This is a genomic window from Arthrobacter sp. L77, assembly GCF_000816565.1.
GTDB lineage: Bacteria > Actinomycetota > Actinomycetes > Actinomycetales > Micrococcaceae > Arthrobacter_D > Arthrobacter_D antioxidans.
In genome coordinates this window covers 368,009-384,668 of the sequence record NZ_JWSU01000005.1, presented here as the reverse complement: position 1 = coordinate 384,668, position 16,660 = coordinate 368,009, and the positions used below count along the sequence as shown (strand labels likewise).

13 protein-coding genes are annotated in these 16,660 nt (G+C 70.2%); 9 read left to right on the top strand and 4 right to left on the bottom strand.

The features are described 5' to 3' along the window. Window positions 1-40 precede the first annotated feature (40 nt). Together RY94_RS09810 and fdhA are read right to left on the bottom strand one after the other, a co-directional pair. A complete protein-coding gene (locus tag RY94_RS09810) occupies window positions 41-754 on the bottom strand; it encodes a LysM peptidoglycan-binding domain-containing protein (protein ID WP_043444462.1) in 714 nt (237 codons plus the stop codon). Window positions 755-1,176: 422 nt separating this feature from the next. Continuing rightward, window positions 1,177-2,394: a formaldehyde dehydrogenase, glutathione-independent gene (fdhA, locus tag RY94_RS09805; RefSeq protein ID WP_043444459.1), complete on the bottom strand. Its 1,218-nt coding sequence runs from the start codon at window positions 2,392-2,394 to the stop codon at window positions 1,177-1,179. A gap of 212 nt (window positions 2,395-2,606) precedes the next feature. On the opposite strand from fdhA, the gene RY94_RS09800 reads away from it, so the two are divergent. Then, window positions 2,607-3,371, top strand: coding sequence for an SDR family NAD(P)-dependent oxidoreductase (locus RY94_RS09800; protein WP_043444457.1), 765 nt, complete (start codon window positions 2,607-2,609; stop codon window positions 3,369-3,371). Between the two features lie 6 nt (window positions 3,372-3,377). Here the strand turns inward: RY94_RS09800 and RY94_RS09795 are convergent, their stop codons facing one another. After that, on the bottom strand, window positions 3,378-3,686 hold the full coding sequence (locus RY94_RS09795) for a hypothetical protein (RefSeq protein WP_043444455.1): 309 nt from the start codon (window positions 3,684-3,686) through the stop codon (window positions 3,378-3,380). 149 nt (window positions 3,687-3,835) lie between these two features. Here RY94_RS09795 and RY94_RS09790 point away from each other — a divergent pair, with 149 nt between their 5' ends. The 8 genes from RY94_RS09790 to RY94_RS09755 all read left to right on the top strand — a co-directional run bounded on the left by RY94_RS09790 (window position 3,836) and on the right by RY94_RS09755 (window position 13,111). Then, window positions 3,836-4,099 (top strand): YegP family protein, encoded by a 264-nt coding sequence (locus RY94_RS09790; protein WP_052274211.1) that lies wholly within the window; start codon window positions 3,836-3,838, stop codon window positions 4,097-4,099. A 118-nt stretch (window positions 4,100-4,217) separates the two neighbouring features. Further along, on the top strand, window positions 4,218-7,061 hold the full coding sequence (locus tag RY94_RS09785; RefSeq protein WP_043444453.1) for an aconitate hydratase: 2,844 nt from the start codon (window positions 4,218-4,220) through the stop codon (window positions 7,059-7,061). 104 nt (window positions 7,062-7,165) lie between these two features. Next, window positions 7,166-7,831, top strand: coding sequence for a GntR family transcriptional regulator (locus tag RY94_RS09780; RefSeq protein ID WP_043444452.1), 666 nt, complete (start codon window positions 7,166-7,168; stop codon window positions 7,829-7,831). A gap of 2 nt (window positions 7,832-7,833) precedes the next feature. After that, complete coding sequence (locus tag RY94_RS09775) at window positions 7,834-8,874, top strand: nucleoside hydrolase (RefSeq protein WP_043444450.1); 1,041 nt, start codon at window positions 7,834-7,836, stop codon at window positions 8,872-8,874. 150 nt (window positions 8,875-9,024) lie between these two features. Further along, entirely contained in the window at window positions 9,025-9,957 is a 933-nt protein-coding gene (locus RY94_RS09770) for an ECF transporter S component (protein WP_331375539.1), read from the top strand. Window positions 9,958-9,960: 3 nt separating this feature from the next. After that, window positions 9,961-10,713 (top strand): energy-coupling factor transporter transmembrane component T, encoded by a 753-nt coding sequence (locus RY94_RS09765; RefSeq protein WP_052274210.1) that lies wholly within the window; start codon window positions 9,961-9,963, stop codon window positions 10,711-10,713. Then, window positions 10,710-12,242, top strand: coding sequence for an ABC transporter ATP-binding protein (locus tag RY94_RS09760; RefSeq protein ID WP_052274209.1), 1,533 nt, complete (start codon window positions 10,710-10,712; stop codon window positions 12,240-12,242). Before RY94_RS09765 ends, RY94_RS09760 begins: the two co-directional genes overlap by 4 nt. 5 nt (window positions 12,243-12,247) lie before the next feature. Then, the gene (locus tag RY94_RS09755) at window positions 12,248-13,111 is read left to right on the top strand and encodes an alpha/beta fold hydrolase (RefSeq protein ID WP_052274245.1); all 864 of its coding nucleotides are present in this window, start codon (window positions 12,248-12,250) and stop codon (window positions 13,109-13,111) included. 140 nt (window positions 13,112-13,251) lie between these two features. On the opposite strand, the gene RY94_RS09750 is transcribed toward RY94_RS09755, so the two are convergent. Continuing rightward, window positions 13,252-16,548, bottom strand: coding sequence for a DEAD/DEAH box helicase (locus RY94_RS09750; protein ID WP_043444448.1), 3,297 nt, complete (start codon window positions 16,546-16,548; stop codon window positions 13,252-13,254). Window positions 16,549-16,660 lie beyond the last annotated feature (112 nt).

Below are 16,660 nucleotides of genomic sequence, written 5' to 3'. Positions count from 1 at the left end.
CGGGCGCTCTGTACGCTACCGGACCCGGGGGGCTCCTGGACTAGGCCGGGAGCTGCAGGGTCTGACCGGTGAAGATCAGGTCCGCGTGGATGACGGTATCGGTGTTCGCAGCGAACAGTGCCTGCCAGCCGCCGACGACGCCGAGCTTGTCGGCGATCGAGCTGAGGGTGTCACCGGACTGGATGGTGTAGGTCTGGCCGCTCAGCGCCACGGGGGCGACGGCGGGAGCCTGGACGGCGACGGGCGCCTGGACGGCGGGTGCCTGGACGACAGGCGCCTGGGCGACAGGCGCAACGGGGGCCTGGACCGGAGCCTGGACGACGGGCGCAACGGGGGCCTGGACGGCGGGAGCCTGGACCTGGACCGGAGCGGCGGCTTCCTGGAACTGCACTGCGCCGCCCGGAGTGGCGGCGCTGCTCAGGCCGAGCTTGGCGGAGCAGGCGGGCCATGCGCCCCAGCCCTGACCGGCGAGCACGTTCTCGGCGACGGCGATCTGCTGCTCACGCGAAGCGTTCTGGGGAGCTCCCTGACCGCCGAAGGCGGCCCAGGTCGACGGGGTGAACTGCAGTCCGCCGGAGAAGCCGTTGCCGGTGCTGATGCCCCAGTTTCCGCCGCTCTCGCACTGTGCCAGTGCATCCCAGTCGCTGGCGGGGGCGGCGTTGGCCGCACCGGCCGCTGCGCCGAGGCCGAGGCCGGTGAGTGCTACTGCTGCGAGTCCGCGACGGGCGCTGGTGCTGAATTTGTTAGTGTTCATGGCGTTACGATGCTCCGAAAGGCCACCTGCACTAGGTCCGTCCCCGGACTTCTTCGCGCCGCTGCTCACCTCGACAGTATTAGAGGTCATGGTTCGGCAGCCGCCTATTGAGCAACGAGCGGTGGAGGGCGGTGCCGGGCATTCATCGCTGCTCGCCGAGCGGCAGCGTTTTCGCTTTCCCCTGAAGGGGAACTGCCCCTACCGTAGAGTATTTTCGTTTCGATGCCAAATCGGTACTGAACCGTGATTGACATTCTGTGAAATTGGGAATTTTTGCTGGACCTATCGGGCCTGGTCTGGGACACTCACCCGCGGCGGGTGATCCTGGACGCAGGAAAAGGCGTAGGGAGGGCCCGAAAAAGGGGCCCGGACCGTGACGGTCCGAGCCCCTTCCGGTCCCGCTCACGCGGGCCACGGCCTGATCAGGCGGCAACCATCCCGTGCGGATCGATGACGTACTTGGTCGCAGCTCCGGCGTCGAACTCCTCGTAGCCGCGGGGCGCGTCGTCCAGGCCGATCGCCTTCGCGTTCACGGCCTTGGCGATCTGCACACGATCGTGCAGGATCGCCATCATCAGGCCGCGGTGGTACTTCATCACCGGACACTGTCCGGTGGTGAAGGACAGCGACTTCGCCCACCCGGTACCGAGACTGATCGACAGCGACCCGACCTTCGCGGCCTCGTCGATGCCTCCCGGGTCTCCGGTGACGTACAGGCCCGGGATGCCGAGTGCACCGCCGGCGGCCGTCACCTGCATCAGCGAGTTGAGCACCGTGGCGGGTGCCTCGGTCGCTGCACCCTTTCCGTGGCCACGAGCCTCGAAGCCCACGGCGTCGACGCCGCAGTCGACCTCGGGTACGCCCAGCAGCTGCTCGATCTGATCCCGCGGATCACCCTTGGACACGTCGACGGTCTCGCAACCGAAGCTCCGTGCCTGGGCCAGCCGGTCCTCGTTGAGGTCGCCCACGATCACGACGGCGGCACCCAGGAGCTGCGCCGACGCCGCGGCGGCGAGACCCACGGGGCCGGCGCCGGCGATGTAGACCGTCGATCCCACGCCGACGCCCGCCGTGACGGCACCGTGATAGCCGGTGGGGAAGATGTCCGACAGCATCGTCAGATCGAGGATCTTCGCCATGGCCTGGTCCCGGTCCGGGAACTTCAGCAGGTTCCAGTCCGCGTAGGGCACCAGGACGTACTCGGCCTGCCCGCCGACCCAGCCGCCCATGTCCACGTAGCCGTAGGCGGCACCGGGGCGGGCCGGATTGACGTTCAGGCAGATGCCGGTCTTGCGTTCCTTGCAGTTCCTGCACCGCCCGCAGGCGATGTTGAAGGGGACGGAGCAGATGTCCCCCTTCTTGATGAATTCGACGTCGCGCCCCACTTCGACGACCTCGCCTGTGATCTCGTGGCCCAGCACGAGGTCCGCCGGCGCCGTCGTGCGCCCGCGCACCATGTGCTGGTCCGATCCGCAGATGTTGGTCGTGACGGTCTTGAGGATCACGCCGTGGTGGAGGGCCCGGCCCACGTTGGCCGGATTCACCCCCGGCCCGTCCTTCAGTTCGAATGTGGGGTACTCGGTGTCGATGACCTCCACTTTCCCTGGTCCCTTGTACGCAACAGCTCTGTTACCGCTCATGGAACTTCCTCTCGTGACACATCGGTCGCGCCGGCTGTGCCGGCGCTGGACTCGACGGACGGAACGCGCAGGTGTGCGTCGTCTGCCCGCCGGTAGCGCGAACGTACACCGCCGGGGGTCGCATCGACGTTGCATGGCCGGACGGCGGATCCGCGGGCCGTCCCTCGGGTCCGTCCCTTGTGTCGCCGACAGGTGTGGGGGAGGGTGGGGAAATGACCGAGACCGTCCTGATCACCGGAGCCACGTCGGGGATCGGCGCCGAATTCGCGCGCCAGTTCGCGGCCCGAGGATGCGATCTGGTGCTGGTCGCCAGGTCACCGGGCCCGCTCGGGGATGCAGCGTCGACGTATCGGGCGCAGGGTGTCGGGGTCGATACGATCGCCGCGGACCTGCTCGACGACGACGGCCTCGCGCGCGTGCTGGACCGGTTGCGGACCGCGGAGAACACTTCGGCGCCCGTCACGGTGCTCGTCAACAATGCGGGATACGGCCTGGTCGGGCCGTTCGCTGACAACGCTCTGGAGGACGAGATCCGCCACCTGAGGATCCACGTCGAGGTGCCCCTCGCCCTGGCGCATGCGGCCCTGCAGTCGATGCGGCCCCGGCGTGCCGGCACGATCATCACCGTGGCGAGCGTCGCCGGATTCACGCCGCGGGGCACCTACGGCGCCGCGAAGGCGGCCATGATCAGCTTCAGCCGCTGGGCGAACGTGGTGTACGGGCGTGAGGGGATCCGGGTGACGGCGGTCTGCCCCGGCTTCGTCCGCACGGAGTTCCACCAGCGCATGGGGATGGAGGCCTCGTCCATCCCTGCCGCCATGTGGCTCGATGTCGGTCTCGTGGTGCGGGACGCACTGCGCGACACCGCGGCCGGCAAGGCCGTCTCCGTTCCCAGCGTCCGCTACAAGGCCCTCGTGGCGCTCACGCGGGTGACGCCGTCGTCCCTCGTGGCCCGGCTCGCGGGGCTGGGCCGCTGAGCAGCGTCAGCGATCCGCGGCCCCGCCGTCCCACGTGTCGTGCTCGAGGGCGGCGTCCTCCGGGCGGCGCCGATGGTGCGCGTCGTCCTGCCCGCCTGCCGGGTCGTCGCCGTCGTACGCGGGCGGCACGGCGCCGGCCTCGTGGATCCCCTGCTCGTCCCTGATGCTCGCGGCATGGTGGCCCGCCCCGGGGGACGGTTCCAGGATCTCCTCGCGCCGATCAGGGGCGGGACGGCCGTCGGAGTGTCCGTCGTCGGGATGCCCGGGCGCCCGGGTTCCGCCGTCGGGATGTCCTGCGCTGCTCGGCTCGGTCATGGTGCTCCTTCTGTGTCCTGCGCAGGCGTCGGCCGGTGGATCGGGCGGGTGGTCGATTCCATCCGACGACCCCGTGTCAGAGGCGGTAAGTATGCTTATGCTAGAGGATCACAGGTTGCAGAAGTTGTCCCTTACAAGGAGGTAAGACGATGGCTGGGTACTTCAAACTGGTGGACGCTCACGACGACGGTTTCCGGGTGAAACTGACCGCTCCGGATGGAACGCTCGTGGCAGTGTCCGCTTATTACACATCGAAAGAGGAAGCGGTCGCGGGGATCGAACTCATCCGCGAGATCGCCGGGACCGGCCCGGTCGTGGACCACAGCCGGGTGGAGTCCCAGGAACACGCGGCGCTCATGGCCGGGCTGCAGTCCGGCGCGGAGCGCGAAGGCGCGGTCCGCCACAAGGCCTGAGCCCGTTCGCCCGGATCGTCCCGAGAGGTCGGGGACACGGTGTACGACTGTATACAGTGTCCCCGGTCGTGGAATAGGATGGTGCTATTCCACAACCTCTCTGAAGGGAGCCAACGTCATGTCGACCGCGGACTCATTCGGCGCAAAGGGCGTTCTCGACGTCGCAGGCGCCAGTTACGAAATTTTCCGGCTCAGCGCGGTCGAAGGCGCCGAGAACCTTCCGTTCAGCCTCAAGGTCCTGCTGGAGAACCTGCTGCGCACCGAAGACGGCGCGAACATCACGGCAGGCCACGTCCGCGCCCTCGCGCAGTGGGACGCCGCAGCGGAGCCCAGCACGGAGATCCAGTTCACCCCGGCGCGCGTGATCATGCAGGACTTCACGGGCGTCCCCTGCGTCGTCGACCTCGCAACGATGCGTGAGGCCGTCGCCGACCTGGGTGGAGACCCCAAGCGCGTCAACCCGCTCGCGCCCGCCGAGATGGTCATCGACCACTCCGTCCAGATCGACGTGTTCGGCAACGCCGGCGCCCTCGAGCGCAACATGGAGATCGAGTACCAGCGCAACGGGGAGCGCTACCAGTTCCTCCGCTGGGGCCAGACCGCGTTCGACGACTTCAAGGTCGTCCCGCCGGGCATGGGCATCGTGCACCAGGTGAACCTCGAGTACCTGGCCCGCACCGTCATGACCCGCGAGGTGGACGGCGTCCTCCGCGCCTACCCCGACACGTGCGTCGGTACCGACTCGCACACCACGATGGTCAACGGCCTCGGTGTGCTCGGCTGGGGCGTCGGCGGCATCGAGGCGGAGGCCGCCATGCTCGGCCAGCCCGTCTCCATGCTCATCCCGCGCGTGGTCGGCTTCAAGCTCACCGGTGAGATCCCCGCCGGCGCCACCGCCACCGACGTCGTCCTCACCATCACGCAGATCCTGCGCAAGCACGGCGTGGTCGGCAAGTTCGTCGAGTTCTACGGGGAGGGTGTCGCGTCCGTGCCCCTCGCCAACCGCGCGACCATCGGCAACATGAGCCCCGAGTTCGGCTCCACCGCCGCCATGTTCCCGATCGACGACGTCACGCTCGACTACCTGCGCCTCACGGGCCGCCCGGCCGAGAACGTGGCGCTGGTCGAGGCCTACGCCAAGGAGCAGGGACTCTGGCACGATCCGTCCCACGAGATCCGCTTCTCCGAGTACCTGGAACTGGACCTGTCCACGGTGGTCCCCTCCATCGCCGGTCCCAAGCGCCCCCAGGACCGCGTGGAGCTCAGCCGGTCCAAGGCCCAGTTCCGCGAGGACCTGCGCAACTACTCCAACGACCCCGAGCTGACGTTCGCGCCCGGTGGCACGGTGGACGAGTCCTCCCAGGAGAGCTTCCCCGCGTCCGACGCACCGAGCTTCACGCCCGGTACGACGTCGACGGTCACGGACGAGAACGCGGAGCCCCGCGAGACCGTCGCCGCCGGATCGAACGGCTCCACGCGCCCGTCGAAGAAGGTCGGCGTGACCATGAAGGACGGCCGCGAGTTCGAGCTCGACCACGGTGCCGTCAGCATCGCGTCGATCACGTCCTGCACCAACACGTCCAACCCGTCGGTCATGCTCGCCGCCGCGGTCCTGGCGCGCAACGCCGTCGAGAAGGGCCTCGTGTCCAAGCCGTGGGTCAAGACCTCCGTGGCCCCGGGCTCGAAGGTCGTCACCGACTACTACGAGAAGTCGGGCCTGATCCCGTACCTGGAGAAGCTCGGGTTCTTCACGGTCGGCTACGGCTGCGCCACCTGCATCGGCAACTCCGGCCCGCTGGAGGACGAGATCTCGCAGGCCATCCAGGACAACGACCTCGCCGTCACCGCCGTCCTGTCCGGCAACCGCAACTTCGAAGGCCGCATCAACCCGGACGTGAAGATGAACTACCTGGCCTCCCCGCCGCTGGTGGTCGCCTACGCACTCGCCGGCACCATGGACTTCGACTTCGACACCGAGCCCCTCGGCCAGGACGAGGCCGGCAACGACGTCTTCCTGAAGGACATCTGGCCCAACCCGGTCGAGGTCCAGCAGGTCATCGATTCCTCGATCGACGAGGAGATGTTCACCTCGAGCTACAGCACGATCTTCGAGGGCGACGACCGCTGGAAGTCCCTGCCCACGCCCGACGGCGACACCTTCGCCTGGGATCCCGAGTCCACCTACGTGCGGAAGCCTCCATACTTCGACGGCATGCAGCGCGAGACGAGCCCGGTCGAGGACATCGACGGCGCCCGGGTGCTGCTGAAGCTCGGAGACTCGGTCACCACCGACCACATCTCGCCCGCAGGGTCCTTCAAGTCGGACACCCCGGCCGGCCGGTACCTCACCGAGAAGGGCGTCCAGCGCAAGGACTTCAACTCCTACGGCTCGCGCCGTGGCAACCACGAGGTCATGATCCGCGGCACGTTCGCGAACATCCGCATCAAGAACCAGCTGCTCGACGGCGTCGAGGGCGGGTTCACGCGGGACTTCTCGCAGCCGGACGGGCCGCAGGCCGCCGTGTACGACGCCGCCGAGAACTACCGCGCGGCAGGTACGCCCCTCGTGGTCCTCGCCGGCAAGGAGTACGGCTCCGGGTCCTCGCGTGACTGGGCTGCCAAGGGCACCGCACTGCTCGGCGTCAAGGCCGTCGTCGCCGAGAGCTACGAGCGCATCCACCGCTCGAACCTCATCGGGATGGGCGTCCTGCCCCTGCAGTACCCCGAAGGCCAGAACGCGGAGAGCCTCGGCCTCACCGGCACGGAGACCTTCGCGGTCAGCGGTGTCACCGAGCTCAACGAGGGCCGCACCCCCCGGACGGTGAAGGTCAGCGCCACCCCGGCCGACGGCGGATCGCCGATCGAGTTCGATGCCGTCCTGCGCATCGACACGCCGGGTGAAGCGGACTACTACCGCAACGGCGGCATCCTGCAGTACGTGCTGCGCCAGCTCGCGAGCTAGCGTCCACCCACGGCCCGGGCCGGGAGGCCTGCCTCCCGGCCCGGGCCGCCAGCAGGGCCTGTGGCCCTGACCATCCGCACCACGAGACCTCCGAGGAGGGCGCCATGGCCGAGTCCGCGGAACTGTCGGCGCGGGTGGACGGCGACGCGATCTTCCGCGTCCTCCGCAGCGAGATCCTCGCCGGGGTGCACCCGCCCGGGACGGCGCTGCGGGAAGTGGTCATCTCGGAGCGGTTCGGCGTGTCGCGGACCCCGGTGCGCGAGGCGCTCAGTCGCCTGCAGCACGAACGGCTGCTCGAACGCGCCGCCCGCGGACTCCAGGTCCCGCAGATCGACCCCCAGGAAGTCATCCAGATCTACGACCTCCGGGTGATGCTCGAGGAGGAGGCCGCCGGGCAGGCCGCGCTCAATCGCGGAGCCGCGGACATCATGCGCCTCGAGGCGCTGCTGGAACGCGACCGCGCCGTCGTCGATCCCGACGACACCGCTCGAGTCACCAACAACCTCGAGTTCCACACCTCACTGTGGGCGGCCGCGCGCAACCCCATCCTCATGGACCTCCTGCAGCGGCTCTCGACCCACCTCATCCACACGCCGCGCTCCACGCTGTCCGTGGGGAACCGCTGGCAGGAGGTGCTCCTCGAGCACGAGGCGCTGATCAGCGCCATCACCGAGCGGCGCAGCGACGACGCCCGGGGTATCGCCCGCCGGCACATGGAGACGGCGCGCACCATCCGCCTGCAGCTGCTGCGCACCACGGCGGCGGACTGACGGTGGCCCCCGAGCGCGGCCGGCACCGTCTCCTGCTCGACGCCGACACCGGCATCGACGACGCCGTCGCCCTCCTGTACCTCCTCGGCTCGCCGGACGTGACGCTGGAGGCGATCACCTGCACCGCGGGCAACGTCGGCGCCCGCCAGGTCGCCGCCAACAACCTCGCCCTGCTCGAGCTGTGCGGCCGCACCGGCGTGGAGGTCGCCGTCGGCAGCGAGGTACCGCTGGAGATCCCGCTCGTCACCACGGAGGAGACGCACGGCGACCAGGGGATCGGCTACGCCGTGCTGCCCCCACCGCGCGGCGGCGTCTCGGAGCGCCACGCCGTGGACGTCTGGGTCGAGGCCGTCCGCAACCACCCCGGCCAGGTCACGGGGGTCGTCACGGGCCCCCTCACCAACCTCGCGCTCGCGCTCCGTGCCGAGCCGCAGCTCCCGATGCTCCTGAAGGGCCTCGTCATCATGGGCGGGGCGTTCAACTATCCGGGGAACACGACGCCGGTCGCCGAGTGGAACACGCACGTGGACCCGCACGCGGCGAAGGAGGTCTATGCCGCCTACGAGGGCCTGCCGTTCGGGAAGCTGCCCATCGTGTGCGCGCTCGAGACCACGGAGCGGATCGAGTGCACCCCCGCGCACGTCGATGCCCTCTCCCGTGCCGCCGGGGCCGGGCCGGAGGTCCTCGACCCTGACGAACCGGAGGGCACGCGCAGCAGGAGCGGCAACGCCGTCGTCGCCTGCGTGTCCGATGCCCTCCGGTTCTACATGGAGTTCCACCGCCTGTACGACCAGGGGTACGTCGCGCACCTCCACGACCTGTTCGCCGCGATGGTCGCGACGGGGGAGGCCGGCTTCGAGGAACGCCTGGCGACCGTGGACGTCGAGACCGGATCCTCGCTCACCTTCGGACAGACGGTCGCCGATTCTGCGGGGATGTGGAAGCGGGAGCCCAACGCCCGGATCGTCACGGGCAACGACCCCGCGAAGGTGTTCGACCTGATGGTGCGCAGGCTGTCCGACGTCGCGCGCCTGCACGGGTGAGGACGGTTCCCTCCGACCCCGTTCCTGTCACAGGGCCCCGTGCGGCGGTGCAGCCCCCGGTACACTGGTAGCTGCCACGCACTGCTGCGCGGCCGGCGCCGAGGTGACATGAGGTGCGTCCTCATCCCTCCACCGCGCCCAAGGAATACCGTGAGCTCATCCCTGACCCTGGCCTCCGAGCCCGCCGCCGAACGGCCGCGGCGCCTCCTGATCGTCCTCGGGGCTGCGCTCATCGCGGCCACCTACGCGTTCCTCGTCGTCGTCCAGCCGGCGGAGATCGCCGGCGGCATGGGCAGCACGGCATCGCTCGTCTCGCTCTTCGGCTTCCTCGGAGGCGGGGCGCTCCTGGTGGGCGGGATCCTGCCGATGCTCAGCACGAGTTCCCTGGTGATCATGCCGCTCGGCATCGCCCTGAACATCGCGATCGGACAGATCGCCGGATCCCTGGGCATGCAGATCTACCTCGACGCCATCGGCACCGTCCTCGTCGCCGTCCTGGCCGGCCCCGCGGCGGGTGCCGCGACGGGTGCGATCAGCAACGCCATCTGGGGTCTCTTCAATCCGTTCGCGCTGCCCTTCGCGGCGGGCGCCGCCCTGATCGGGCTGCTCGCGGGCCTGGCCGCACGCTATGGCGCGTTCCGCCGCGTGTACCTCGTGCCGGTGGCGGGGCTCGTCGTCGGAGCGGTCGGCGGACTCGTCGCGGCGCCGGTGGCCGTCTTCATGTTCGGTGCCGCCGGGACGTTCGGGACCAACGCGATCATCGCCGTGTTCCGCTCGATGGGGGACAAGCTGCTGGTCGCGGCGACGAAGCAGGGCCTGCTCTCCGACTCGCTGGACAAGATCGTGGTGTTCGTCATCGTCGCCCTGATCGTGTACGCGCTGCCGCAGCGTGCCATCCGCCAGTTCCCCTTCGCCCGTACGTACCGGGTGGTGGGCAACCGGGCCGGTACCCCCGCCGTCGCCGGCGCCACGTCCGGCACCGCCACCGCCACGTCCGCCACCGCCACGTCCGGCACCGCCACCGCGGGTACCGGCGCCGGAAGCACCACCCCCGCCCGCGGGAACGACTCCAGCGTCGGCTGAACCATGCCCCGCCGCAGGATCTACAACCCCCTGACCGAGCTGCTCGCCGCGGTCCTGCTGGTGGTGCTCGTCCTGGTGGTGAACCGTTGGGAGTTCTCCCTCGCGGTGCTGGTCCTCGGGGTGCTCCCTGCCGTGCTCCTGTCCGGCCGGCCCCGGCAGATCGGCCTCGCGATCATCCTGGTCGCGGGGCCCCTGCTCCTCTCCTCCCTGCTGCTCCACGGGCTCTTCTTCCCCGAGGGCACCACCGTCCTGCTCGATCTCGGCGTCGCCCGCGTGACCGCCGAGGGCCTGGCCTTCGCCACCCTCATGGGCCTGCGCATGACCGTGTTCACCGCGGTGCTGCTGACGGCCGCGATGACGCTGGACATCCCCGACCTCCTGGCCACCATGACGCACCGCGGCTGGAACCGGAAGCTCGTCTTCGTCGTCGGATCCGCCGTCGGGCTCATCCCGCACGTCGCGCAGCGCGCACGCCGGATCTCGCGGGCCCAGCAGGCCCGTGGCCTCGTCGTGGGGCGCGGCCCGTTCTCCCGTGTCCGGGCCCTGCTGACCGTGCTCACGCCCCTCGTGATCGGGTTGCTCGTGGATGCCTCCGAGCGCACCCGCATGCTCGAGGCCCGCGGCTTCTCCTCCACGGGCCCGCGCACGAGCTACCTGCCGGACTCGGACACGGCGCGCCAGCGCGCGGCACGCCGCGCGATGGTCGCCGTCGTCGGTGTGTTCTCCGCCGCCCGGCTCCTGACGGCGGCGGCATGATCGCCCTCGACAGCACGGGCTTCGCCTACGACGACGGCGCGCGGGCGCTCGCCGGTGTCGCCCTCACCGTGGAGGCGGGGGACCACCTGGTGGTCGTGGGGGCCTCCGGTTCCGGCAAGACGACCCTCGCCCGGCTGCTCGCGGGCATGACAGGGGCCGACGCGGGCTCCACGTTCACCGGGACCCTCACGCTCGACGACGAGACCGTGCGCTTCCGCGGGCTGCCGGGCGACCCGCGGATCGATCCCGCGCGGTGGAGCGCCAGGGTGGCGTACGTCGCCCAGGGCGCCTGGGGGCAGCTGTCCATGATGTCCTCCACCGTGGCGGAGGAGATCGCCTTCGGTCCAGCCAACCGGGGCATGCCCGCACGGGAGCTGCGGCAGGCCGTCGACGACGTCGCAGCCGCACTCAAGCTCACATCCCTCCTGGGCCGTGATCCCCGCAGACTCTCCGGCGGGCAGCTGCAGCGCACCATCATCGCCGCCGCCGTGGTCCAGCGGCCCGAGGTCATCGTCCTCGACGAGCCGTTCCAGGGGCTCGACGACGACGCGGCCCGGGACGTCGCCGGGGCCATGGAGGCGCTCCGCCGGAACGGCACCGGGGTGGTGGTCTGCGCACCCATGCTGCCGCGGCACGCCCCGCAGGGTGCGCGCGTCCTGGCGCTCGCCGACGGCCGCTCCGTGTTCGAGGGTCCACTGGCGGAGGCACGCCGGGCCGGGCTGCAGCGCTTCGGCATCGGCACGGAGGGCGAGCCCCTCCGGCTGGGCGACGACGCCGCCCCGCGTCCCGTCGGTCCCACGGTCCCCGAGCTCGTCGCGGTGCGTGGACTCGGCTTCCGCTACCCCCCGGAACCCGGCTCGGCGGCTCCGCCGGCGGGGCTGGCCGGCGTCGACCTGTCCGTCCGGGCGGGGGAGGTGGTCGCCGTCCGCGGCCCCAACGGGTCCGGCAAGTCGACCCTGTTGCAGCACCTGAACGGGCTGTCCCGGGCTGACACCGGCTCGGTCACCGCGGGCGGGGTGCGGATCGACCGGCAGCCGACGGGCACCCTCGCGGCCACCGTCGGATACCTCTTCCAGGACACCGACCAGCAGCTCTTCGAGCGCACGGTGCTGCGCGAGGTCTCCTACGGCCCGCGCGCCGTGGGGCTCCGGAAGGACGACGCCGCCCGGCGGGCCGTGCTCGCCTTCGACGCGCTGGGACTCGGAGCGCTGGCGGACGCGCACCCGTACGAACTGTGCTTCGTGCAGCGGCGCATGGTGGCGCTGGCCTCCCTCATCGCCACGGGCCCGGCCGTCTGGGCCCTCGACGAACCCACCGCAGGCCTCGACGAACCCGCGCGCCACCTCCTCGCCACCGTCCTCTCCCGCCATACCCGGGACGGCGGCTGTGTGCTCATGGCCACGCACGACGCCGCGTTCGCCGACGCCGTCGCGCACCGGAGCGTCTGGCTCGACGGCGGCAGGATCCGCCCGGACGGTCGGACGCCGCACGGAGATGCCTCCGCCGCACCGACGCAGCCCCTAGGGTGAACCCCATGGACCTATTGCGCGAGCGGCACCGGCGGATCGAGTCGGGGGGCGCCGATCTCGCCGTGTTCGAGTACGGCCTCGATCCGGACCCGTCCACGCCGACCCTCGTCCTCCTGCACGGCTACCCCGACGATCACCGTGTCTTCCACCCGGTGCTCCGGGAGCTCGCCGCGACGCACCACCTGGTCGCGTTCGACACCCGGAACGCCGGCCGGTCCCGTGCCCACGAGGGCGCCGGGTTCACGCTGACGGAGCTCGTGGAGGACATCTTCGCCGTCCTCCACGCCGTGGACACGCCGGGCGGTGTGCGGCTGGTGGGCCACGACTGGGGGTCGATCCAGGGCTGGGCCGCCCTGCAGGACGAGCGCGCGCAGGGGCTGATCCTCGACTACACCAGCATCTCCGGACCCGACCTCCGGCATTTCTCCCGGTGGCTGCGCGGGCGTTTCAGGAACCCCCGGCTGGTGCCGCAGGGCGTGGGGCAGGTGCTGCGCAGCTGGTACGTCGGTTTCTTCCAGCTGCCCGTCCTGCCGGAGGCGCTCTGGAGACACGCGCTGACGCGGCGCTACGAGCTCACGGCGCGGCGCACTGTGGGGCAGGACCCGGTGCGGGGACTCGCCCTCTACCGGACCACCATGTCCACCGCGGTGCGGCAGCCCCGGCGGCGACCGATCACCGTCCCCGTGCACGTGATCGTCCCGCTGAAGGACCCCTTCCTCTCGCCGCACCTCGTGGACGGGCTCGAGGACTGGGTGTCGGACCTCACCGTCACGAGCGTCCCCGGCGGGCACTGGTGGATCGCGGCGCAGCCCCGCGCCTTCGCCGAGCTGCTCGATCCCGCGCTGCGGAACCGGGACGATCCCGACTGACCCCGGCACACGGGGTTCGTTGCGCACGTGGGGAGGGTGCCGTCGTCGTGCACCCGCCACACGTGCGCACTGAGGAGAGGTGGGGGACTGTCCGGGTGGGGGACTGGCCGGGTGACGGGCGCGGGAGGGAACGCTCACGCCTACGCGTCGAGCAGACCCCGGATGTCGTCCGCGGTCAGCGCCGAGGAGAAGATGGCGTCGTCGTCCATGACGGACGTGAACAGCTTCGCCTTCTTCTCCTTGAGCTTCATGACCTTCTCCTCGATGGTCCCCTTGGACACCATGCGGTAGACCATCACGTTCTTGGTCTGCCCGATGCGGTGCGTGCGGTCCACGGCCTGGGCCTCGGAGGCCGGGTTCCACCACGGGTCCAGCAGGAAGCAGTAGTCCGCCTCCGTCAGGTTCAGGCCGAACCCGCCGGCCTTGAGGCTGATGAGGAACACGGGCGCCGTGCCGTCCTTGAAGGAGTCGATCACCTCGCCGCGGCTGCGGGTGGAGCCGTCCAGGTAGGCGTACTCGATGCCGCGGGCGTCCAGCTGCTCCGCGGCCTTCTTGAGGTAGGAGGTGAACTGGCTGAAGACGAGGGCCCGGTGCCCCTCCGCGAGGACGTCCTCGAGATTCTCGAACAGGACCTCGAGCTTCGCCGACGGGACGCCCGCGTGCGCAGGATCCACGAGCGAGGCGTCGAGGCTCAGCATGCGCAGCAGGGTCAGGGACCGGAACACGATCATGCGGTTGCGGTTCATGTCCTCGATCAGCCCGAGGAGCTTCTGCCGCTCGCGCTGCAGGTACGTCTCGTAGATGTGCCGGTGCTCGGGGTGGAGCTCCACCTCCAGGACCTGCTCCTGCTTCGGCGGGAGGTCGGAGGCGACGGCCTCCTTGGTGCGCCGCATCATCAGCGGCCGGATGCGCTTGCGGAGCCGCACGAGCGGACGGTTGTCACCGATCTTCTCGATCGGCGTGCGGTAGTCCTCGGTGAACTTGCGCGCCGAGGGGAAGAGCCCGGGCGCCACGATGTTGAACAGGGACCACAGCTCCATGAGGTTGTTCTCCATGGGCGTGCCGGTGATCGCGAGCTTGAACGGCGCATCGAAGTCCTTCGCCGCCTGATGCACCTTCGACGCGCGGTTCTTCACGAACTGCGCCTCGTCCAGGACGAGACCCGACCAGGCGAGATCCTGGTAGACCGGGAAATCGAGCCGGAAGAGCGTGTAGGAGGTGATGACGACGTCGGCGTCGCCCACCTGCTCGTCGATCGGGATGCCCGAGGCGCCCTGCGTGTCGGTGACGGCGACGACCTTCAGGCCCGGCGCGAAACGGCGTGCCTCGTTGGACCAGTTGGGGACCACCGAGGTGGGCGCGACGACGATGAACGGTGCGTCGAGCCCCGACGTCTCCTTCGCGTGGATCATCAGGGCCAGGGCCTGCAGGGTCTTGCCGAGCCCCATGTCGTCGGCGAGCACGCCGCCGAGGCGGTGCCGCCACAGGAACGCGAGCCAGCTGAAACCCTCCGCCTGGTAGGGGCGCATGTCGGCGACCAGGCCCGCCGGGGCCGGGGTGGCCGCGACGTCCTCGAGTTCGAGCAGTCCGCTCACGGCGTCACGCCAGGACTGCGCCTGCTCGGTCTCCTCGGCGAGCTCCTCGAGGTCCGCCCACAGCCCCGCCTGGTAGCGGCTGATCTGCAGCCCGGACTCCGGATCCCATTCGCTCAGCGCCCGGGCCTCCTCGATGAGCTCGCGGAGCTGGTCGAAGACGGGCTGGTCGAGCGAGAGATAGCTGTTGTCGACGAGCTTCAGCTTCTTCCGGCCCTGGGCGAGAGCACGGAAGATGGAGTCGAAGGGGATGGTGCGGCCGCTGACGGTCACCATCACGCCGAGGTCGAACCAGTCGCGGTCCTCCGTCTCCACGGTGCTGATCCGCAGCGTGGGGGTCTCGGTCAGCTCCTGGTAGTCGGGCTTCTCGCCGACCATCTCGACGCTCACGCCGTCGAGCTCCGCGAGCCGGGGCAGGACCTCCTCCACGAACTCGACGGCCTGCATGTCCTCGAGCCTGAGCGATTTGATCGGGAGCGGGCCGAGGGCCTGACGCGCGGAGGCCGCGAGGGCGTCCTCGACGTCGGGCTCACGGTAGCCGTCGTCGCTGCCGGGGCCCCCGCGGCGGAAGGGCCGGCGCTGCACGGCGTCGCCGAGGGTGTAGTCGAAATGCCAGTCCAGGGCCACCGAGCCGTCCTCGCCGTAGGCGGTGGTGAGGACGAGCGCCGGGGGCTGGATCTCGGGCAGCTCCACGCTGCCGTCACTGCTGTCCACGTGGATGGACTGCCGCAGCTTCGGATAGTAGTCCTGCAGGAAGAGGGACTTCTCCTCCTCGGGGACGACGACGGCGTGCCCGCGCTGGAGGAGTTCGATGTCCTTCGACGTCAGCCTGCGCGAGGTCGGGGCGAGGGTGATCGTGTCATCGGGGGCGACGGTGTAGATGCCGTGCGTGCTGATGACGTGCGCCGTCTCGGACGGGTGGGGCCGGCCGTCGACGTCGAGGGCCGGGCTCAGCCGCAGCGAGCCGTCCTCCGTCCCGGTCGCGTCGAGCTTCAGGGTGGCGCGGGCCGCGAGTTCGATCGTCACGGACTTCTTCGAGCCCACGAAGGCGATGCCCAGGCGCTGCGCCTCGTCCAGCAGCTGCCAGAGCAGCGGATTGCTGAAGTCGTCGAGGTACAGCCAGGAGTCGTTGTTGCCGAAGTAGTTGACGCCGGTGCCGCGGTGCAGCGCCGGGAACTGGGAGAACCACCGGTGCTGGTCCGGGTCCAGCGTCAGCCCGTACGTCTGGTAGCTGATGCTGCCCCAGGACAGGTTGTTCTTGATCCACTTGCCCTTGCCGTTCTGGCTGACCGGCCGCACCCCGAGGCGTGTGTTGAGGGTGCGCTGGCCCTGGCGTTCGGCGGCGGAGCCCCACCGCTGCACGGCGACCTCGGGGGTGCGCAGCTCGAACTGCAGACCCAGCGGCGTGCGCGGGGCGGGCGCGGCGTCGACGGCGGTATCGGCCGCCAGGAGATCCGTGAGGGACGCCTGCCAGCCCTCCGGGACCGACGGGCGCGGCGCGGACCGGGCGCCGAGCTCGCGTTCGTGCTGTGCCAGCAGGTTCTCGGTGTTGCTCTGCAGTGCTGTGGCCGCCACGTGCTTGCAGTCCGCGCCGATGGGGCAGCTGCAGAAGTTCTCGAGGGGGCGGAACCGGCCGTCGCCCTTGAGTCCGAGGCGCAGCTTGGTCCTGTAGTCGTTCGGCGCGGTGCCACGGACCTTCCCGGTCAGCAGCTTGGACTCGGCGTCCCAGGTGAGGGAGCTGACGGCGCCGTCCTTGGCGTAGGTCTGCCCACGCTGGAACGCAGCGCCGCCCACGATCCGGATGATGTCCGTGACATCGACCATGGGGTGGGTGGAAATGGGCATAATTCCATGCTCTCACGTGACGGTGGCGCTCTTCTCGCCCGGCGCCCCGTTTCGCGGAACAGCCCCGGTCGACGGCGGTGATCGCGCCGGAAGCGGCCAGACAGTCTACGCG